Raw genomic sequence first — 21,598 nt, 5'->3', positions numbered from 1 at the left:
AACCGGTGAGGGTCGGTTGGCATCCGCCGACGTTGCCCACCGCCCCCGCCAAGGGCATATGGCGACCGAATTTGAGCGAGCTGCGGCTTCGAAATCGGCAGCAGGTCATTCGGCCTGTAGCGGGTAAACCGCAACGGCTGATGCGTCCGGCGACGGACCAACTGATATTGCTTTTAAATACCCGGCCGTTACGCTCCGCGACGCAGCAAATGAACAATCGCGAGCCATTGTGACCCTCGATCTGTCGGCCATTGAAAGCCTGGCGCCCGACCAGTCGTCGCTGAAGGCGGCGGCAGGGCTTACCAAGGCTGGCAAATGGTCGGGCACGGGAACGAGCACCGATGGTACGCTGCTCTGGGGTGCCTGTGCTGGTTCGGGAGCCAATCCGTACCGCGTGATGGCTGATCTCAGCGATCTCGGCAGCAAATGCACCTGCCCATCGCGCAAGTTCCCGTGCAAGCATGTCCTGGCAATGCTGTGGATGCATGTTGACGGCACGATGGTGTTCGGTGCTTCGGAGACGCCCGATTGGGTCAGCGAATGGCTTGGCCGACGCCGAAAAGGGACGTCAGCAGCACCGGGCGCTGCGGCCCCGGTCGCAACGAAAGATATGCGCGCGGCCCTGGCGGTCGACCCAGAGCAGCCTGACGACCCGAAGGCAGTAGCCCGCCGCCAGTCTGCGACCGACAAGCGCGCCCGCGAAACGCGCGCCGCCATTGTCGATGCGCTGGATGCGCTCGATCAATGGATCGGTGATCAGCTTCGCCTTGGTCTTTTCGGGTTTCTCGATGACGCGACCGCGCGGTGCCGCCGGATTGCCGCGCGCATGGTCGATGGCAAGGCGCAGACGCTGGGCGGGCGGATCGACGAACTGCCATCGCGCGTCCTGGCACTGCCCGCGGGAGACCGGGTGCGTGGTGCTGTCGCCGAACTGGCCAAGCTGGTCTTGCTGTCGCGCGCCTGGCGTGCGGCGCCGGACGATCCTGAAATCGCGCGCGCCGTCGCCACAGCCGAAACCCGCGAGCAGGTGCTCGAAAATGCAGCCACATTGCGGGTCACAGCATTTTGGGAAGTCGTCGGCGAACGCATCGAAACCCGGCGCGATGGCCTGGTCTCGCTGACGACTTGGCTGCTCAACCTCACGGACGAGGGACCGCGCTTTGCGATGCTGGTCGATTATTTTCCGGCGAGTGCGGGCAAACGCGGTTCGGCGTTCACGACAGGCGAGCAGTTCGAAGGCGAGCTCGCCTTTTACGCGGGGCAACGACCCTTGCGGGCACTGCTCGCTCGCCGGTGCGATCGGCTGGCGACAGAAGCGCGGAAGCCTTGGTGCGCCACGACCGACGCGGTCACCGACGCCATTTCGGCGGGGTTGCAGCGCGAACCGTGGCTTTCGGATTTGCCGGTCGTTCTCCCGTCGGGACGGATTGCGGTCGACGATGGCGCGCAAGGATGGTGGCGCGCGGCGGCGAGCGACCTTGCGTTTCCGGTCACCGACTTGCCCGAAGGCCTGATCCGCGCCACCGATCTGGAGCACGCGGCCGCCATCTGGTCAAACGGCAGCCTGCGCCTGCTGGCGGCGCAGACCAGGTGGGGCCCGGTCCACTGTGTCGGCTGAAGCGATCTTCGACTCGCTGGGTCCCGTGCTGACGCGCTGGACGATCGGCGGCAGTGCGGTCGCCGATGCGCCGATGGCGTGGAAGGAGGCCCTCAGCGGCGACGAGGCCGAATTGCGATTGCTGGCCGTGGCTGGCCAGTTCCTTGGCGTTTTTGCCCTGCCTGCACCGCCGGGCACCCTGCACACGCTCCCTGATTTGCCGGTGCTGGCGATGCCGCCAGTGCCCGATCAACTGCGCGCGATTACGCGCCGCTGCCTGAAGGCGTTGCAGCCAGGCGGCAACCAAAGTGCGTTCATGCACCTGCTCGCCGCACGCGGCCACACGATGCATCCCGCCGACTGGATTCCAGGGCGAAGCGACGACGATCTGCCCGCTGTCTATGCGCCGTTGCAGGACTGGGTCGCCGGATCGTCGGCGCGCACCAATGCCGATGCAGTCCTGTCCGAAGCGACTTGGTCGGACTTCGCGCCTGCGGCTCGGGGCATTGCCTTTGCGGCGCTGCGCCGCACCGATCCTGATTCGGCACGGGCGTTGCTGGTAATCAAAGCGGCAAGCGAAGGTGCCGATGTCCGGCTGCGGCTGATCGCGATGCTGGCGACGGGCCTGTCCGCTGCCGACATCCCCTATCTTGAAGGCCTCGCCAGTGATCGCGCGCCGAAGATCAAGGCGTGCGCCGCAAGGCTGCTCGCGCGGCTCGGTCACGGCGTGAGCGACACCGCCGAAGCCAGCGAGCTGGTGGGATTTTTCAGGGTCGAGGCGAAGGGACTGCTGCGGCGCACGCGGGTCGTTTTACCCAACCCGATCAAGACTCCCGCGCAACGCACGCGACGGCAGGAATTGTTCAATCGCGTCGATTACGCCTCGTTCGCAAGGAGGCTGGGCACCGACGACCTGGTCGCAGCATGGCCGTTTGGCGACGATCCGCAAGTCGATGCGGAACTTCAGGCGATGGCGGTGCAGTCGGCCAGCGACGCCGTTATCGCAGAGATGCTTGCGCGACTGACCAGTGGTTCGACGCTTGATCTTATGGCACTGCAACGCCTGCGCGATCGCCTTGACGCGGACCAGCGGATGAGCGTCGCCAAGCTGATCCTTCGATCGAACCACGCCCTGTTCAGTCACGCGCGCCTGTTCATTGATGCCGGGGCCGACATCAACGGGCTGATCGAGACCCATGCGGGGTCCGCGCTTGTCGCGGCGTTCGTCGCAGGATCGGACATCACGGCCGAGACTCACGCGCTCGGCCTGATCGCTTCCCAAGCCGCCGCTCAGGCCGCGCTCGACCGACTGACGCGCGCAGGCCTTAATCCGGCCGATCCCGGCCTCGATCTTCTTCGGCTGAATGCCAGCCTCAACCCGACAGGAGCCACCGCATGAGCGACAAGCTAAGGCAGTCAGCCGAGGAAAACTACGCGAGCGAACTGGCCGCGCTCTCCAAGGACGATGCCGGCAATCGCCCCGCCGGATGGGTGCTCACGCCCCGCGCCGTCGTCACCTATCTGATGGGCGGCAAAGCCGGAGACGGCAGCGCAATCTCGGCCAAATATGTCGGCGACGGGCGGTTGATGGAAACAGCCGTGTCGACGCTGGCCACCGACCGGGCGCTGTTATTGCTCGGCGTACCCGGCACCGCCAAATCCTGGGTGTCCGAGCATCTCGCAGCGGCAATCACCGGTAATTCCTCGCTCGTTATCCAGTGCACTGCCGGGACCGACGAGAACCAGATTCGCTACGGCTGGAACTACGCCCAGCTGCTCGCGCATGGACCCAGCCGCGAGGCGCTGGTCGCCACGCCGCTGCTGCGCGCGATGGAGGGCGGGAAACTGTGCAGGTTCGAAGAACTGACCCGCATGGGCAGCGACGTGCAGGATACGCTGATCACGGTGCTTTCCGAAAAAATGATGCCGATCCCCGAGCTCAACACTTCGGTCTATGCCAAACGCGGCTTCAACATCATCGCGACCGCCAACAACCGCGACAAGGGCGTCAACGAACTGTCGTCGGCACTCAAGCGACGCTTCAACGTTGTGGTCCTGCCACTGCCGACAAGCGCGCGCGAGGAAGTCGCCATCGTCACCAAGCGGGTCGGCGAAATGGCGCTGAGCCTCGACTTGCCGGCACCCAAGAACGTCGCCGAAGAAATCGCCCGTGTGGTTGCCATCTTCCGCGAATTGCGCTCGGGCCAGACCGAAGACGGGAAGGTGGCGCTGAAGACGCCATCGGGCGGGCTATCCTCCGCCGAAGCGATTGCGGTGATGGTCGGCGGAATCAGCCAGGCGACATTCTTCAACGATGGCCGCCTCACGCCCGCGACACTGGCCAGCAACATGATCGGTGCGGTGGTCAAGGACCCGGTGCAGGACCGGATCGTGCTCGGCGAATATCTTGAAACCGTGCTCAAGAAACGGCGCGGGTTCGAGGATTATTACGCTGCGCTGACCGATCAGCTTTAGGAAGCGCGCGTGGCGGCTGACGTCTCCTATTTCGGCATTCGCCATCATGGCCCCGGCTCGGCGCGGCGGTTGGTCGAGGCGCTGGATGCGCTCCAGCCGCGCTGTGTGCTGATCGAAGGGCCGGTCGATGCGTCCGATCTGCTGCCGATGCTGGCGGCGCCCGACATGGTGCTGCCGGTTGCCTTGCTGACCTATGCAGAAGACGCGCCCGCGACGGCGTCATTCTTTCCCTTCGCAGAGTATTCGCCCGAATATCAGGCAGTGATCTGGGCCGTGCGGCATGGGATCGCGGCGCGCCTCATCGATCTGCCCGCCGCTGACCGGCTATCGCCCGAAGAAGAGAGTTCGCTCAGCGACGCCCATGCAGCGGTCGACGACCCGATCGCGCACGACCCGATCGGTGCGCTCGCGCAAGCAGCGGGCTATGACGACGGCGAGTCTTGGTGGCGGGACGTGATCGAGGAGAATTCGTCGACTGAGCCCGTCTTTGCCGCTGTTACCGACGCCATGACGGCGCTGCGTGCCGAAACGAAGCGGCTGTCGCCTTACGAGGCCGCGCGCGAAGCACATATGCGGCTCGAAATCGCCAAGGCGGCTAAGGATAGCATAGGCCCGGTCGCGGTCGTGTGCGGCGCGTGGCATGTCCCTGCCCTCGTCGCGAAACACAGTGCGACCGCCGACCGCGAGCTTCTTAAGGGACGCAACAAAACCCGCATCAAGGCGACTTGGGCACCGTGGACGACACCGCGTTTGGCCCGTGACAGTGGCTATGGCGCCGGCGTGGTGGCGCCGGGCTGGTGCCAGCATGTGTGGGACACGCACGGCACGGCGGTGGGGGAAACGGTCTGGCTGGCGCAGATCGCGCGGCTGATGCGCGACAAGGGACACTCTGTGTCGACCGCCTCGGTCATCGAGACGCAAAGGCTTGGCACGGCGCTGGCCGCTTTGCGCGAACGACCGGCGGCGGGTTTTGAGGAGCTGCGTGATGCAGCGATCGCCTGCATGTGCTTTGGCGAACGGGCGCTTTGGAACGAGATTGCTGCAGATCTGCTGATTGGATCGGGCGTCGGCGCGATCCCGGCGGCGACGCCACTCGCACCGCTGCTGGAGGATTTACAGCGCCAGCAAAAAGCAACTCGCCTGAAACCCGAATCCCTCGAACGCGAACTCGCCGTCGATCTGCGCAGTGACAGCGGCCTTGCCCGCTCCACCTTGCTCCACCGCTTGGCTGCGCTCGATGTTCCCTGGGGACGCTCGACCGATGTCGGGCGCAGCCGCGGCACATTCCGGGAAAACTGGCTGCTGTGCTGGGAGCCCGAGTTCGCCGTGCGGCTGGTCGAGCATCTGGTATACGGCTCGACCATCGCGGAAGCCGCTTCGGGCCGGATCATGGAGGCGATGCGCGCCGAGCCCGATCTTGGCACGCTTGCTGGGCTGGTGCGCAGCGCCATGGTGGCCGATCTGCCGGTCGCGATCGACTTCGGCATCGACGCGCTCGAACAAAAGGCCGCGCTGACCAGCGAGGCGCAGGCGTTGTTGCGCGCCCTGCCGCCGATGGCCGATGTGGTGCGCTATGGTGAAGCGCGGGCCGGAGCCGCTCAGCATCTTGCGGCGTTGATGCCGCGTATCATCGTTCAGGCCGCGCTCGCGCTCCCCTATGCCGTCCGTGCCCTCGATGCCGAGGCAACCGCCGCCGTCCGAGGCGACATTCTGGGCGCGAACGGTGCCATTCAGCTTGCCGCGCTGGACACGGATACGACTGAGGCCTGGCATCAGGCCTTGCGCCACGTGCTCGACCACCCGCAAACGACACGTGTCATTGCCGGTGTTGCGGCGCGGCTCCTTTATGCCGCCGATCTGCTGACGGCCGACGAGGCCGCCCATCTGCTTGTCCGCATGTTGTCGCCGGGAACGCCTGTCGCCGATGCAGCCGGGTTCTTTGATGGATTTTTCGAGGGTGCCGGACAACGGCTGATCCATGACGGCCCGCTGCGCGCGGCGGTCGATGGCTGGCTGATGACACTTGATGACGCCGATTTCACCAGCAACCTTCCGCTCTTCCGGCGGGTCTTTTCGGCACTCGACAAGGCCGAGCGGCGGCGCATGATGGATGCGCTGTTCGGTCGGACGAAATCAGGTGCCGACGGATATCGTCTGTTGCCGGGGGCTGATGCGCTGTGGCCGGCACATTTCGACCGGGTGATGGCGCTAATGACGACGAGGGCAACGCGATGACCGATGATCCCGAACGGACCCGCCGCTGGACGCTGGCGCTCGGCGTGGATGACGAGGCGGCAGCGCTTTCCGAGCCTGACCGACGGATGGCAGCCGCGCTCGCCGCGCTTTACGACGACGATGAAAAGAAGGGCAAAGGCAGCCTTGGCGGCTCCGCGCCGCGCGTCGCCAAATGGCTGGGCGATATCCGCGAATTCTTCCCGGCACCCGTCGTGCAAGTGATCCAGAAAGACGCCTTCGAGCGCAAGGGCCTGCGCCAGATGCTGCTCGAACCCGAATTGCTGGCGACCATCGAAGCCGACGTAAACCTCGTCGCCGATCTGGTCAGCATGCGCAGCGTCATGCCCGAAAAGACCAAGGAGACCGCGCGGATCGTCATCAGGAAAGTTGTTGCCGAATTGATGGAACGCCTCGAACGCCGCACGGCCGAGGCGATCCGCGGCGCGCTCGACCGCTCGCGCCGGACCAACCGACCGCGCTTTGCCGATATCGATTGGCCGCGCACGATTCTTGCCAATCTGCGCCACTATCAGGCCGAACATCGCACGATCGTGCCCGAAACGCTGATCGGCTTTATGCGCCAGCAGCGCCGTATCGCCGACCTCGACGAGGTTGTGTTGTGCGTCGATCAATCGGGATCGATGGCGACATCGGCCGTCTACGCCTCGATCTTTGCGGCTGTCATGGCCTCGCTGCCAGTGGTTTCGACGAGGCTCGTCTGCTTCGACACGGCAATCGTCGATCTGACCGAAGACCTTGCCGATCCCGTCGATGTCCTATTCGGCATCCAGCTCGGCGGCGGCACCGACATCAATCGCGCCATCGCCTATTGCGCGGACAAGATCGAACGGCCTTCGAAAACACATCTCATCCTGATTTCCGACATGTATGAAGGCGGCGACGCCAATGATCTGGTCGCGCGCATCGCGCGGCTGGTGGCCATCGGCGTGAATGTGATTGTCCTGCTGGCGCTGACTGATACGGGCCGCCCCGCTTATGATCCCGCGCTCTCCGGTCGCGTCGCCGCGCTCGGCGTCCCCGTTTTTGCCTGTACGCCCGATCAGTTTCCGGATTTGATGGCAACTGCCTTGCGCCGCGATGATGTCCACCGCTGGGCGGCGGATTGCGACATCAAGCTGATCCGTTCCGACGCAGGTTGACGGTGTCGTGCACCTTCAACACCAGCGCGCCAAACAGGCCATTGGCCCAGGCGAACCAGGGGCGGGAGAATGTGCTGGGGTCATCCTTGTCAAAGGCTTCGTGCATGAAGCCGGTGCCCCCGTCGCTAGCGACCAGATGGCGGAGCGTCGCTTCGATCTCGCCCGCGTCGGTGCTGGTCAGGCCGCGCATGATGATAGCGAGCGGCCAGACATGGCCGGGAACAGTGTGCAGACTGCCTATGCCATCGGCATATTTGCCGCTGAAATACCAGGGGTTGTCGGCGCTGAGCAGCATTGCACGGGTGTTGCGGTACACCCTGTCGCTCGCCCGGCAATAGCCGAGATAGGGTGCTGAAATAAGGCTGGGGGCATTGGCGTCGTCCATCAGCAATTGGCTGCCATAGCCATCGACCTCGAACGCATAAACCTGGCCATGACGGGGATGATCGACGATCGCATGCGCCTTGATCGCGGCATCGACTTCGGTCGAAAAAGCTTCGGCCTCGGCCGCGAAGACTGTGTCCTTGATGATCACGCGGTACATCTCGGCGAGCTGTCGTAACGATACCACGGCCATCATGTTGGACGGGATCAGGAACGGAAACACGCAGGCGTCGTCGGAGGGGCGGAAAAGCGAGGCGATCAGGCCAACCGGTCGAGTCGGCGCGCCATAGCCGTTGTTGGGTGCGGTGTCCTGCGCGCGGTCGGTGACCCGCTGGAAATGATAGGGGCCTGGGCCGTCCTTGCGCTGCATCACCCGCAGCGTGGCGACGATCAGCCGGGTCGCGCGCTGCCAGTCAGCGTCGAAGCATGACGTGTCGCCGGTCGCCTTCCAGAAACCATGCGCAAGCCGGATCGTGTAGCACAACGAATCCACCTCGAACTTGCGCTCATGCAGCTCGGGCTTCATCTCGGTCTTGTCGCTTGCCCAGGGTGATCCGGTGGGGCCACGGTTGAAGGCGTTCGCGTAAGGATCGATCAGCACGCACTTGGTCTGGCGATTGATCACACCCGCGATCAGTTGGCGGAGCGGCGCATCCTCGGCAGCGAAACGGAGATAGGGCTCGACCTGCGCGGCACTGTCGCGCAGCCACATCGCATCAATGTCGCCGGTGATGACGAACGTGTCCGGTCGCCCGTCGATCATGTCGGGGAAGACGGTCGTGTCGAGCGTGTTGGGGTAGCAATTGTCGAACAGCGTCGCGAGCTTGCTCGGCTTGCCGGGCTGGTCGAGCTTGGCGTGGATCCGATCGATCGCTGCATCGACGGCACGGCTGCGGAACCGGCGCGTGTCGGGCGCGGGGCGGCCGTTGGCCAAGGGATTTGGCGGCGGCCAGTCGGCAGCGGCGGCGGGCTTAGGCATGGCGACCGATCCTGCAAGGGCAACCGCAGCGCCAATCCCCAATATCGCGCGGCGCGAGGGATCAGCCTGCTGCATGTCGACAGTATCTAGCATCTTTGTTTCTTTCTGAAAGGCATAGCAACAGTCACAATACCGCCTCCAGCACCAAAGCGGCGGCCTGATAGTCACCGGACATCGGAATATTGGCGCCTTGTGTCATCCACATCGCGCCGCTCGCTTCGGCGGGCACACCGGCGGGCAGCGGATCGCCGCCGATCATCCGTGCGCGATAGATTTTCGCCGGGTCGAGCCCGCGCAACATCATTGGCGCATCGACTTTGGTCTGATGACTGAAGCTGAAGAGGACGGCTTGTTGCCCATCCGCCGACACCGAGAGCGTGACGCTGCGCCCCGAGCCGCGCGTTGGCGAGATCAGGCGGTACAGATCGCCCTGTTGCACCGTCGCGCGGATCATTTTGTAGTCGGCCACCATCGGCTGCGCCATCGCGGTTTCCGCCGCTGTCCAGCGATCTACCCGGTCGCCGATGCCCAGCCCGCCCTGCATGGCCGACAGGAAGCGATAACGCAGTGACGTCGCCCGGTTGCTCGTCCAGCTCGGCGATCCCGTCACCCACGCCATCATCGCGGCCGGCGCATAGCCCTGGCTAAAGCCGTCGTGAATTGCCAGCCGGTCGAACGGATCGGTGTTGTCGGACACCCACATCTGGTCGGTGAGCGCCATGATGCCCAGATCGACCCGCCCGCCTCCGCTTGCGCAGGATTCAAATTCGACATTGGGGTGCCGCCGCCGCAATTCGGCGAAAATCCAGTAGAGGTTGCGGACATAATCGACATACAGCCGCTGCTGATCGCCTGCGGCAAGGCCGGGCCAGCCCGGCTCCGACAGATTGCGGTTGTGGTCCCATTTGATGAAGTCGATCCGGTTGTCGCGCAGCAGCCGGTCCATCGTCGCCAGCACATGGTCGCGCACATCGGGCCGCGCGAGGTTGAGCACGAGCTGGTTGCGCGTCTGCGACTGCGGTCGACCGGGGAAGTGCACCACCCAATCGGGATGCGCGCGGTACAGATCGCTGTCGGGATTGACCATTTCGGGTTCGACCCACAGCCCGAATTCCATGCCCAGCCGGTGGACATGCGCGATCACCTTGCCGAGCCCGTTCGGGAATTTGCCCGCATTGACCGTCCAGTCGCCCAGGCCCGCGCGGTCATCCTTACGATTACCGAACCAGCCATCGTCGATCACGAAACGCTCGACGCCCAGCGCGGCTGCCTTGTCGGCCAACGCGATCTGCCCGGCTTCGTTTACGTCGAACAGCGTGGCTTCCCAGCTATTGTAGAGGATCTTGCGCAACGGCAGCTTGCCGCCCCGGCGCGGCAGGAGCTGCGCGCGTTGAAAGCGGTGCATCCTGCGCGACGCATCGCCAAAGCCGGCCGGCGCGAACCCGCCATAAAAAATCGGCGACGAAAGCTGCTCGCCGGGGCGCAAGCTATAGGCGAAGTCGTAAGGGTTATAGCCGCCGGTGACGCGGACCAGTCCGTTGTCGTCCTGTTCGGTGACGATGCGCCAGCTCCCGCTCCAGCCCAGCGCGCCAAACCACACCGCGCCATGTTCCTCATCAGCAGCGGCATCGCTCGTCAGCGCGAGCCAGGGGTTGGACTGGTGTCCGGTATTGCCATTACGACTTTCCAGCACCGTTGCCGCGCCATCGACCGGGCGGCTGCGCACGCTGAATTCGCCCGTCCAGCGCCCGGTCAGATAGCGCATGCGATAGCCATCGGCCTTGGGCAGCGTGTAGCTTGCAGCCATCATCTGGTCGATCCGGACCGGCGCGCCGGTCCGGTTGATCACCGTCGCGGAGCGCGCGAGAATGCCGGTCGCCTCATCGATCGCATAATGCAGCTCGACCGCAACGGCTTCGTTGATATCGGCCAGCCGCACCGTCAGGCGGTCGTCGGCAATCTCATGCGACACATAGCGCAACACCAAATCGCGGTTGCCATTGGCAAAAGCGAGCTTGAGGCCTGGTTCGCGGTCGAGCCCCCCGCCCTGCCCGGGATATTCCTGCGCAGCCTGGCTCGACGCGACATCGCCCGCTGGCGGATCGGCGGCGGCAGCGGGAAAGGGCATCGCATCATCGCGACGCACGCCCCAGTATAGCGGACGCAGCTTGCCATCGGCGCCGATGCGAAAGGCATAGCTGGTATCGCGCGAATCGAGCCGGAAGATCCGGGTCCGGGAATCATAGCGGATCGCGCTGTTCGCCATGGAGGGCGCCAGCACGATCAGCAGCATCGCCGCCAGCCAGACCCCCTGCCGTCCCAACGCGCCCATCCGCTTCCTCGCTCCCGTCCCGCCGGCCATTATCGCATGCCGTGCGCCCCTGGGCATTACGGGTCTGCTGCCTGTATTGCCCCGGAAATTTGCAGCGCGTCAGCGGCGCCGTAACGGTGCAATACCAAGCTCAACGCATTTTGTGAACGCTCACTTTTTTGATTGTGAACCTTCACAAATTGCGCCAAGAAAGCCATAAGCGAGTCGCAGGAATTCGCATTAAATTGTCTTCAAAAAAAGAGGGGGAGTGCATGAAAAAGCCTGTTCATTGGCTGCTGGTCGGCACCGCAACAACGTTGTTTTGTGCACCTGCCATGGCGCAGACCAAGCCGGCGGACCCCGCCCCCACCGATCAGAGCCAGCCCGCTACGCCGCCCGCACAGCCTGCTGAGGCCGCCCCGGACGATGACCAATCGGCCGACGTTGTCGTCACCGCTGATCGCCGCGAGCAATCGCTCCAAAATTATGCCGGGACGGCGGCTGTGCTTTCACCCGACGCGCTGCTGAGGGTCGGCATCGCCAACATCGAAAATCTGAACGACGTCCTGCCGGGGTTGCGCGTGCAGAACTTCGGCGGTGCGATCAACGTCGCGCTCCGCGGCATCGGCACCAACCAGAATACCGAGCTGGGTGATCCCAACGTCGCCACCCATTTCGATGACGTCTATGTCCCGCGCGTTCAGGGCCTCGCCAACGCCTATTTCGATCTGAAATCGGTCGAAGTGAATTTCGGCCCGCAGGGAACGCTGCGCGGACGCAATGCCTCGGCGGGTTCGCTCAATTTCATCTCATGGGCGCCGCAGCTCGGCAAGTTCAGCGGTGTCGTCGAAGGTGGCGTCGGCAATTTCGATCAGCGAAGCATCCGCGGTGTTGTCAACATTCCGTTCGGCGACAAGGCGGCACTGCGCATTTCGGGCAGCTACGACCGGCATGGTTCCTATTACCGCAACGTCGGCCTCTTCCCGGATGTAGCCGCGCCCTATGCGGACGAAAATCGCGGCGTGCGCGCGCAGCTTTTGATCGAGCCGACCGACCAGCTCAGCATCCTGATCGGTGGCGATTATAACTTCCAGAACTCAACCGGGTTCAACGGATCGAACTTCTCGATCTTTCTGGGGCGTCAGGCGGCGCCTGGCGGTTTCGCCAACGCTGTCAACGCAGTATCGAATCCGCGTGACATCCTGACCGGGCCGCTCGGCGAGCAATATTTTACCGAACATGGCGGCATCCGGGGCAAGATAACCTATAAGACCGACGGCCTTTTCAACGTCCAGTATGTTGGCAGCCACCGTGACCTGCGATTTGGATCCGATGGCGCTGGCCCATCCGGTGTTGCTTTTCCGAATTTCCAGCAAATTCTGTATACTGGCCAGGAGGCAATCCGGACTGGCGATGCCATCCGGAGTATCGACAATTTTTCTCGAGGCATCAGCCGCAACAGCTCGCTGTCAGATTATCATGAGGTGCGGTTCTTCAATGATACAGAGCCTTTCAAATACTCGGCCGGCGGTAACTATTTCAATGAACAGCAGAGCACTTTTTCAAGCGGCGTCGCGGATTTCAACTCCTTCTTTCAGGGGCAGGAATTCAACACCCAAACCAAAAGCGAAGTTTATGCGTTTTATGGTGATGGTACCTATTCAATCAATAGCAAGCTTCGGGTGACGGGCGGTATTCGCTATACCAACGACACGAAATCGAGAACGGGCGTCATTTCGCGCCACTTTTTCGGCGGCGGCGCTGCCAATTTCGATTGCTGCGGGTTCTTCCGGATTGGTACCGAAGGGTTTGAGTTCAACACAAATCGCACGCTCTTCAACCCTGATCAAAATGGTGACGGCAACATCACTACGGGCGAGCAGCTTGCCTTTTATCTGAATGGTGTCCGCAGGTTTGGCGCCCGGGACACGATCCCGATCGCTTTCGCCAACGCCATCCAAGGAATTACGACCAATCCGGCGAACATCTCCAATCCAAACTTCGGTTTTGCACCGGGCGGAGGCTGTATCACGGTGGGCAATTTTGTCTGCCAAGCGAATGGCAACTTCACTTACAACTTCCTGGCGAACACTATCAATAACCAAGCTGCACGGATCAACAGCAGCTTCATCGATTGGCGTGTGCGACTGGAGTTTGATTTGGCGCCGGAAAACCTGGTCTATGGCTTGGTGTCGCGGGGCCACAAGGCGGCAAGCTTCAACGACAATCTCGGTTCGCTTGGCCCGGCGCCGTTCTTCCGACCGGAGCAGGTTACCCTGTTTGAAATTGGAACCAAGAACGAATTTCAAGTCTTTGGGCGGCGGGCGACGCTTAATCTGTCGGCGTTCTACAATGATTACAGGGACCAACAGTTAACCGCGCTGCTTGGTGTCGCATCGATCGTGGCGCAGTTGCGCTCTAATCCCGCTGACCCGAACAGCCCGCTGATTAACGTGGCCGGCCCGCAGAACGTGCCGAACAACTTCAACCAAAATCAGGTCGTCTCATTTACCTATAATGCTGCGAATAGTGAAACCTATGGCATCCAGGGGAGCGGGTCGATCATCCTTCCCGGCAAGTTCAAGTTTGGCGCCGATTTTCTGTGGCTCGAAGGGCGTGTAAAGTCCGCCGAACCGGTTCAGGATTTCCGTTTTCAAGCTGATGTCGCAACGGCTGGCGATTCACGGGCACGGCCAATTTCAGGACGTCGCCTACCCTATACACCGCGCTTCCAGCTGAACGCATCGCTTGCCCAAGTCATTCCAGTCGGACCAAAGGGCGGGGCGTTGGATTGGTTGGTCAGCGTGTCTTGGCGGTCGTCGAGCTTTGCGACGATCTTCAACAGCATCGATTACGCGTTCGTCAATCAGGAGCGGTTTGCCGATGGTCCGAACGCCGGACAAATTCGTGTAACGTCACCGCGCGAATCGCTCAACGATCGCATCCCTTCCTATTACTTGGTAAACGTTGCGGCGGGCTATACGATCGGCGCTGTTCGGATCGAGGCTTATGTCAACAATCTGACCGACAATACCGTCGCGGCAGGCTTGCTCGTCAGCCAGTTCAGCAATACGCGGTTCTTCACCAATCCACGCCTGATCGGCGGGCGCATCCGCGTCTCGTTCTAACCCCCCTGGGGCCGCTCCGGACGAGGGAGCGGCTCCGATTTTGCGGTGCTGGCAATGCCAGCGCGAGGAGGCAATTTGCGCCAGAAGCTCTCAACCGCCGCCTTCAGCTTCCTGCTTCTTGTGATCGGCGGATCGGCATCGATCGCCCACGCCGAGCCGATCGTGCCCGCTGACTATAAGCTTGTCTGGTCGGACGAATTTGAAGTCGATGGCCTGCCCGACGAAACCAAATGGGTCTATGACATCGATCACAATCGCCAGGGCTGGTTCAATAACGAAAAGCAATATTATGCCGACCGGCGGCGCGAAAATGCGCGCGTCGAAAACGGCAACCTGGTCATCGAAGCCCGCGCCGACGCGGCCGAGATCAGCAAATTCCCCGATTGGGGCCAGCAGCAATATAGCTCTGCGCGGTTGCGCACGCTGGGCAAGGCGAGCTGGACCTATGGCGCGGTCGAAGTGCGGGCGAAAATTCCGTGCGGGCGTGGCACCTGGCCGGCCATCTGGATGCTCGCCGACGACAAGACCACGCCGTGGCCCGATAGCGGCGAAATCGACATCATGGAACATGTCGGTTTTGATCCGGGCAAGGTGCATTTTTCGTTGCACACCAAGAACGGCAATTTCATCACCCACACCGAAACCACCGCGGTGAAATCGGTGGCGACGGCGTGCACCGAAATGCACCGCTACCAGCTGCGCTGGACACCCGGTCTGATCGTGATGGGCGTCGATGATCAGCGCGGGTTCAGTTTCAAGCGCCCAACCCTGAAGCGCGCGGACTGGCCGTTTGACGGGCCGTTTCACATCCTGCTCAATATCGCGATTGGCGGCGACTGGGGCGGGCAGAAGGGCATCGATCCGAACGCGCTGCCCGCGCGCATGGAGATTGACTACGTGCGTGTTTATCAAAAGCCGGGATCGTGACGCCGATGCGAAGCTACCACCGGTTTGGATCGATCGCGGCGACAGCGTTGCTCGCCGCAACCGCACTGACAATGCTGCCCGCCCCTGGCGGCGTCTCGCGAGCAAACGCACAGGCACAGCCACAGACTCAGGCGGCAGCGGCTGAGGTCGATGCGCGGGTCGAAGCGATTCTCGCAAGCATGTCACTCGACCAGAAGATCGCGCAGGTCATCCAGCCCGATACCGCCAGCTTCTCGGTCGCCGACATGGCGCAATATCGCTTCGGCAGTTACCTGAGCGGTGGCAATTCGGGACCGGGGGGTGATGAGCGCGCGCCGGCTGAGCGATGGCTCGCGCTCGCTGATGCCAATTGGGACGCGGCGATGACGCCGCGCGCCGATGGTCGCCGCCCGATCCCGACGATGTGGGCGATCGATGCGCTGCACGGCCACAATAACATCATCGGCGCGACGATTTTCCCGCACAACATCGGGCTTGGGGCGACGCGCGATCCGGCGCTGATCCGCGCCATCGGCGCCGCCACCGCGACCGAAATTGCTGTCACCGGGATCGACTGGACCTTTGCGCCAACGCTGGCGGTCGTTCGCGATCCGCGCTGGGGCCGAACCTATGAGAGCTATTCGGAAAACCCCGAAGTCGTCGCCGCGATGGCAGGCGCGATGGTCGAAGGCTTGCAAGGAGCGCCTGGCACGTCCAGCTTTCTTGGTCCCGACAAGGTCATCGCAACGGCCAAGCATTTCATCGGCGATGGCGGCACCGGCGGCAAGGATCAGGGCGATACCGTCGCGACCGAAGCCGAGCTGAAGAATATCCATGCGGCAGGCTATCGACCTGCCATCGCATCGGGCGTCGAGACCGTGATGGCGTCCTTTTCCAGCGTCAATGGCGTCAAGATGCACGGCGACAAGGCGCTGTTGACGGGCTATCTGCGCGGCGATCTGGGGTTCAAGGGGTTGGTCCTCGGCGACTGGAATGGCCATGGGCAAGTGCCGGGCTGCTCGGTCGGCAGTTGCGCCGCGTCGTTCAACGCGGGGCTCGATATCTTCATGGCGCCCGATAGCTGGAAACCGCTGTTTGCGGCGACGACCGCCCAAGTCAAATCGGGCGAGATCAGCATGGCCCGGCTCGACGAAGCCGTGCGTCGCATTTTGCGCGTGAAGGTCGCCGCTGGCTTGTTCGACAAGGGCAAACCCTCATCGCGACCGTTGGCAGGTAAGGTCGATCTGCTGGCCAGCCCCGATCACCGCGCGCTCGCGCGGCGCGCGGTGCGTGAATCGCTCGTGCTGCTCAAGAACAACGGCAATCTCCTGCCGCTCAAACCCGGGCAAAATGTGCTGGTCGCCGGTGATGGCGCGGATAGCATCCCCATGCAGGCCGGCGGCTGGACGATCAGCTGGCAAGGCGGCGGCGACCTGAGCAACGCCGATTTCCCGCACGCCGACTCCATTTACCGCGGCATCGCCGACAGCGTGAAGGCGGCCGGCGGAACTGCCCAATTGTCCGCCGACGGCAGCTTTGCCGCCAAGCCCGATGTCGCAATCGTTGTGTTCGGGGAAAAGCCCTATGCCGAGTTCATGGGCGATCTCGACACGCTCGAGTTCCATGACAACTTCAAGAGCTACAAGACGATGCAGCGGTTGCGCGCGGCGGGCGTGCCGGTGGTGGCGGTGTTCCTGTCCGGCCGACCACTTTGGGTCAATCCCGAGCTCAACATGGCCGATGCGTTCGTCGCGGCATTTCTGCCGGGCAGTGAGGGCGACGGTGTTGCCGACATGCTGTTCCGCAACGCCGACGGCAGCGTGGCGCATGAATTCCGCGGCAAGCTGTCGTTCACTTGGCCCAACGGCCCTATGCCGCCCAAGATCGGCGCAGCGAGTGACCCCGGCACGCTGTTCCCGTTCGGCTATGGGTTGACGTCGAGCGACCATGTCACGGTCGGGCCACTGTCGGAGAAAGCGCCGGTCGGCACGGTCGCGAATGCGAATCTCGTCGTCCTCAGCCGGTCAGGCCTGCCCGCTGCCTGGTACACGCGATTGAGCGAAGGCGGCGGCAAGGCCGACTTCATCAGCAGCAACGCCGGACGCAGCGCATCGGGCGTGATCACGATGCGCGGCATTGATCGCAATCGTCAGGAGGATGCGCGGCTCGCCGTCTGGCGCGGCGGCACCCCTGCCCGCCTCGATATTGCCGCCGCCAAATCGCTTGATCTGGCGGGCGCTGGCAAGGCTCTGGTGATCGACTGGCGCGTGGTGGCGCGCCCAAGCGGTCGCGTGCGGATCGGTGTGGCCCAGATCGGCGCACCGGGCGGTCCGGCGCCGGTCAATCTGCTGGTCGATGCGACATCGCTGCTCACCCATCGGTCGAGCGGCTGGCAGACGGTGTCGATTCCGCTCCGCTGCCTCGGATCTGCCGCGCGCCTGCGCAAAATCGACACACCGTTCGTTGTCGAGACCAACGGCAGCCTGTCGCTCGCCGTGTCAGGGATTCGCATCGCGCCCGCGTCGGGACGGGTGCTGCCATGTCCAGGCCGCGTGCGTTAATTCGCTCATCGAGCGCACTTGAGCGCCGCGCCGCGTTGCACCATAGGCGGATGATCCCGGCAAATCACGCGTGTGCCGGAACGGTGGCCGGGGACAGCACACCCCTCCGACCGCGACGCGTTGAGGACGTGAAGGCAGGAATTGCACAGCGATGGCGAAGCACGGCGCGCTCACGATCGAACATGTCGCCAAGGCGGCGGGGGTCTCGCGCCAAACCGTTTCGCGAGTCATCAACAACGGCCCCAATGTAAAGCCATTGGTGCGTGAGCGCATCCTCGCCGCGATCGACCGGCTGGGCTATGTTCCGAACCAGGCGGCCCGGCGCATGGGCGGTGGCCGGTCCTATCTGATCCTGGCAATCAACGACCGCCCCCGCACGATTGAAAACTGGCGCGCAGGACGCGGCAATGACTGGGTCGACCAGATGCTGCACGGCGGCATGCTGACCTGCGAAGCCCACGGCTATCACTTGCTGTTCGAACTCGTCGATGTCGTGCCGGACCGCGCCCTCAAGCAACTCGATCACGCCCTCTCGTCGCTGCGACCCGATGGCGTCATCCTTACCCCGCCGCACAGCGAAAATCCGCTCCTTGCCGCATTGCTGATCCAGCGGGGCATCGCCTTTGGCCGGATGGGGTCGTCGGCGCGCCACGATGATGGCATCAACGTCTTCATGAGCGATCATGACGCCGGGGCGGCAGCTGTTCGCCACTTGGTCGCGCTCGATCACCGCCGGATCGGCTTCATCTCGGGCAGCGCGCGTTACGCCGCCTCTGACGCGCGCGAGCAGGGCTATGTCGAAGCGATGGCGGCGGCGGGGCTGTCGATCTGCGAAGGCGACATTCAGCACGGCGATTTTTCCTTCGCATCGGGCGCGGCTGCGATGGAGCGCATTTTACGGCAGCCCGACCCGCCAACCGCCATCATCGCCAGCAACGACGAAATGGCCTTTGCCGTGCTGCACGTGGCCGCCGATTTGGGGATGACCGTGCCGACGCAACTGTCGGTGGTAAGCTTCGACGATACGCCCGGCGTGCGCTTCAGCGTGCCGCCGCTGACCGCCATCCGCCAGCCGATCTCGACGATGGCGGAAACAATCTGCATCAAGCTGATCAGGGCCCGCGACGGCGAAGACGTGACGGGCGACTATGTGTTGCCGTTCGACCTGATCGAGCGCCAGAGCACCGCGCGCCGCCGCGGCTGATGGCCCCATTACAGCACCCGTCGCGCCTGTTTGCGCTTTGCTATGTGCTGGCGATGTTCGGAGCGTTCATTGCCTTTGTGCCGCTCGGCGCGCTGATTTTGCCGCAGAAAATCGCGAGTATTACCGGGATCGCGGCGCTTGGCGGGCCAGTGCGCGCGCTGAGTTGGCTGCTGGTGGGGGGCGGTGTGATGGCCGGCGTCGGCAACATTGCCGCTGGTCATGTCAGCGACCGGTTCTACCGGCGGCGGGGGAACCGCCGCCAGATGATCGCGATCGGTCTGGCGGTCGTTGTCATCACGCTGGCTGCGCTTGGGGCTGCCGAATCCTTTATCGGAATGCTGTTCGCGATCCTCGCATTTCAGCTGGCGCTCAACATATTACTCTCGCCGCTCGTCGCGCTGACGGTCGACTATGTGCCCGATCGCCAAAAGGGCGCGATGGCGGGCTGGCTCGGCCTTGCGTTGCCGGCAGGCTCCATGTCGGTGACGATCTTGGTCGCAGCCGGACCGATCGGTCCGTTCGCTCAAACCGCCTTCGCGGGCCTGATGGTGATCGCGCTAGTGGCACCGCTGGTCTGGCTGTGGCCGGTTCCCGACCGCATCAGCGCCGCCGTGGCGTCAGCGCACGACGACCAAGGCGCGCGGGGAACCCCCGGCCTCGCCCGCAATTTCGCGCTGGCATGGGTCGCCCGACTGCTTGTCCAGTTCGCAGCAGCGGCGATTTTGCCGTATCTCTATTTCTACGTTGCCGACATCGCGCGCCCCGGCGCGGGCCCGGCCGGGATCGCCGAAGGGGTCGGTATCCTGGCATTTGCCTTTGCCGTGGCATCCATCGCAGGCGCGCTCGGCGCGGGGTGGTTGTCGGACCGGTTTGCGCGGCGCCAGCCCGTGCTGGTAACGACGGCGGGCGGGGTCGCCGTGGCGATGCTGCTGCTCGCGACGACGACAAACTGGACCTTGATCGTTGTCGCCTATACGCTGTTCGCGGCGGCTTTGGGCGGCTTTCTGGCCGTCGATAGTGCGTTTGTGGCGCAGCTCGTTTCGGCAAGCGGGCGGAGGGCGACATTGTTGGGCGTCATGAACCTCACCAACACCCTCCCCGGCATCATGGCCCCGGCGGCAACGCTGTTGGTGATCGGTGATAGCGTCGGCGCGACGGGAATGTTGATCGTGCTGAAGATCAGCGCAGGCGGCGCCTTGATTGCGGCCTTTTGTGCCAGCCGAATCGCGACCCCGTCGCCTGCGATCAGGCTTGGTTAAATGTCTGTGTCAGCGATGACGGGTTGGGTCATTGGCGGCTGTGGTTCGGTGCGAAAAATTATCGGCACCTGTTCCATATTGATGCGTCAAGTAACTGGTATTCTTAAACAAATAATTCCAGCTTGATCAGCGGTTCCTTGGTTCGAGCCCAATCGCATCCACCACCGCCATCGCTGTCGATGCCGTCGCTTCGATGATCGGCACGAACTTGGCCGCCGTGAGGCTCGCGCCGCCGACGAGCGCGCCGTCGACATTGTCGACCGCCACGATCTCGCCAATGTTCGCGGCTGTCACCGATCCCCCATAGAGCAGTCGCACGCTGTCCGCCGCGCCGCCGATCAGCATGCGCAGCTTCGCCCTGGCAATCGCGTGAATTTCGGCGATTTCATCCATCGTCGGCGTGCGCCCGGTGCCGATCGCCCAGCGCGGCTCATAGGCCAAGGTCAGCCAGTCGCCCGCAGCCTCGTCGGGCACCGATTTTTCGATCTGCGCCTGCACCACCCGCGCCGCGCGTCCGGCATCGCGTTCGGCTTCGGTTTCGCCAACGCACAGGATGACCGACAGCCCCTGGCGATGCGCCGCCATTGCCTTGGCCCAGACGTCCTGGCTGGTCTCGCCCTGATCGCCGCGCCGTTCGCTATGGCCGACGATCGTGAAGCGCGCGCCGGCTTCCCTGACCATCGCTGCCGAGATGCAGCCGGTGTGGGCGCCGCTGTCGTTGGCGTGCACATCCTGCGCGCCGATCGCGAGTGCGGGCACGCGCTGCGCCGCCGGGGTGATCAGCGTGGCGGGCACCGCGACCATTACATCGACCGCCAGATGCGCCACCGCTGCCGCTGCCAACGGCTCAAGCTCGCCGAGCGCGGCGAGGCTGCCGTTCATCTTCCAGTTGCCGGCGATGAGCTTGCGCATAGTGTTTTCCCGTGATTGCATGTGTCTCTTCGCCTTCCGATAGCGCGCGATGGCGCGTGCACAAGCTTGAAGCCGCACGCGTGCCCCCCTAAAGCGGGGCAAATCCGGCTATCCAGAAAGATCGCATGCTCAGCTTTTTCCGTCGTTTGATCAATTCGCGCATTGGCGTGATGATAACCCTGCTCGCGGTCGCGATGCTCGTGGTGCTGTTCGCGTTGAGCGACATTTCAAGCTGGGGCAATGGCACAGGTGCGCCCAATGATGGCGCCACGGTCGCCAAGGTCGGCAACACGACGATCACCGCGGGCGAACTCACGCGGCGGGTGAAGGCCGATGTCGAGAATTTCCGCGCGCAACAGCCGACGCTGACGGCACAGCAATATATCGAAGGCGGCGGCTTCGACGGCACGGTCGACCGGCTGATCGATGGCCAGGTGATCGAACAATTCGCGCGACGCCACGGGATGGTGGTATCCAAACAATCGGT

Annotated in this window: 14 protein-coding genes; 11 read left to right on the top strand and 3 right to left on the bottom strand. The window is 63.6% G+C overall.

Annotated elements, in window-relative coordinates; genetic code table 11:
- Positions 1–229 precede the first annotated feature (229 nt).
- From K2W81_RS15365 to K2W81_RS15345, 5 genes are read left to right on the top strand one after another with little or no spacing between them, the layout of a single operon-like run.
- The gene (locus tag K2W81_RS15365) at positions 230–1,618 is read left to right on the top strand and encodes an SWIM zinc finger family protein (protein ID WP_294106046.1); all 1,389 of its coding nucleotides are present in this window, start codon (positions 230–232) and stop codon (positions 1,616–1,618) included.
- Positions 1,608–2,996 (top strand): DUF5691 domain-containing protein, encoded by a 1,389-nt coding sequence (locus tag K2W81_RS15360; RefSeq protein WP_294106044.1) that lies wholly within the window; start codon positions 1,608–1,610, stop codon positions 2,994–2,996. Before K2W81_RS15365 ends, K2W81_RS15360 begins: the two co-directional genes overlap by 11 nt.
- Positions 2,993–4,072, top strand: a complete 1,080-nt coding sequence (locus K2W81_RS15355) for an AAA family ATPase (RefSeq protein ID WP_294106041.1) — start codon at positions 2,993–2,995, stop codon at positions 4,070–4,072. Before K2W81_RS15360 ends, K2W81_RS15355 begins: the two co-directional genes overlap by 4 nt.
- A gap of 9 nt (positions 4,073–4,081) precedes the next feature.
- Positions 4,082–6,307, top strand: a complete 2,226-nt coding sequence (locus K2W81_RS15350) for a DUF5682 family protein (protein ID WP_294106038.1) — start codon at positions 4,082–4,084, stop codon at positions 6,305–6,307.
- Positions 6,304–7,467, top strand: coding sequence for a VWA domain-containing protein (locus tag K2W81_RS15345; RefSeq protein ID WP_294106035.1), 1,164 nt, complete (start codon positions 6,304–6,306; stop codon positions 7,465–7,467). Before K2W81_RS15350 ends, K2W81_RS15345 begins: the two co-directional genes overlap by 4 nt.
- On the opposite strand, the gene K2W81_RS15340 is transcribed toward K2W81_RS15345, so the two are convergent.
- Together K2W81_RS15340 and K2W81_RS15335 are read right to left on the bottom strand one after the other, a co-directional pair.
- Positions 7,439–8,923 carry a glycoside hydrolase family 125 protein gene (locus K2W81_RS15340; protein WP_294106030.1) on the bottom strand — a complete coding sequence of 495 codons (1,485 nt, stop codon included), beginning with the start codon at positions 8,921–8,923 and terminating at the stop codon, positions 7,439–7,441. The two genes, K2W81_RS15345 and K2W81_RS15340, sit on opposite strands and share 29 nt — an antisense overlap.
- 31 nt (positions 8,924–8,954) lie before the next feature.
- Entirely contained in the window at positions 8,955–11,162 is a 2,208-nt protein-coding gene (locus K2W81_RS15335; RefSeq protein ID WP_294106027.1) for an alpha-galactosidase, read from the bottom strand.
- 251 nt (positions 11,163–11,413) lie between these two features.
- Between K2W81_RS15335 and K2W81_RS15330 the strand changes: the two genes are divergently transcribed.
- From K2W81_RS15330 to K2W81_RS15310, 5 genes are all read left to right on the top strand, one after another.
- Complete coding sequence (locus tag K2W81_RS15330) at positions 11,414–14,269, top strand: TonB-dependent receptor (protein ID WP_294106025.1); 2,856 nt, start codon at positions 11,414–11,416, stop codon at positions 14,267–14,269.
- A 54-nt stretch (positions 14,270–14,323) separates the two neighbouring features.
- Entirely contained in the window at positions 14,324–15,196 is an 873-nt protein-coding gene (locus tag K2W81_RS15325; RefSeq protein ID WP_294106022.1) for a glycoside hydrolase family 16 protein, read from the top strand.
- A gap of 5 nt (positions 15,197–15,201) precedes the next feature.
- On the top strand, positions 15,202–17,736 hold the full coding sequence (locus tag K2W81_RS15320) for a glycoside hydrolase family 3 protein (RefSeq protein ID WP_294106120.1): 2,535 nt from the start codon (positions 15,202–15,204) through the stop codon (positions 17,734–17,736).
- Between the two features lie 151 nt (positions 17,737–17,887).
- Positions 17,888–18,940 carry a LacI family DNA-binding transcriptional regulator gene (locus K2W81_RS15315; protein WP_294106018.1) on the top strand — a complete coding sequence of 351 codons (1,053 nt, stop codon included), beginning with the start codon at positions 17,888–17,890 and terminating at the stop codon, positions 18,938–18,940.
- Positions 18,940–20,199, top strand: coding sequence for an MFS transporter (locus tag K2W81_RS15310; RefSeq protein WP_294106015.1), 1,260 nt, complete (start codon positions 18,940–18,942; stop codon positions 20,197–20,199). Before K2W81_RS15315 ends, K2W81_RS15310 begins: the two co-directional genes overlap by 1 nt.
- Positions 20,200–20,325: 126 nt before the next feature.
- On the opposite strand, the gene tpiA is transcribed toward K2W81_RS15310, so the two are convergent.
- Positions 20,326–21,111 (bottom strand): triose-phosphate isomerase, encoded by a 786-nt coding sequence (gene tpiA / locus K2W81_RS15305; protein WP_294106013.1) that lies wholly within the window; start codon positions 21,109–21,111, stop codon positions 20,326–20,328.
- Between the two features lie 170 nt (positions 21,112–21,281).
- On the opposite strand from tpiA, the gene K2W81_RS15300 reads away from it, so the two are divergent.
- Positions 21,282–21,598 (top strand): SurA N-terminal domain-containing protein (locus K2W81_RS15300; protein ID WP_294106010.1); only part of this gene is annotated, 317 nt, incomplete at its 3' end.

Source organism: Sphingomonas sp., from assembly GCF_019749955.1.
Lineage (GTDB): Bacteria > Pseudomonadota > Alphaproteobacteria > Sphingomonadales > Sphingomonadaceae > Sphingomonas.
The sequence above is the reverse complement of the archived record's forward strand: the minus strand, read 5'-3'. Positions and strand labels throughout refer to the sequence as shown.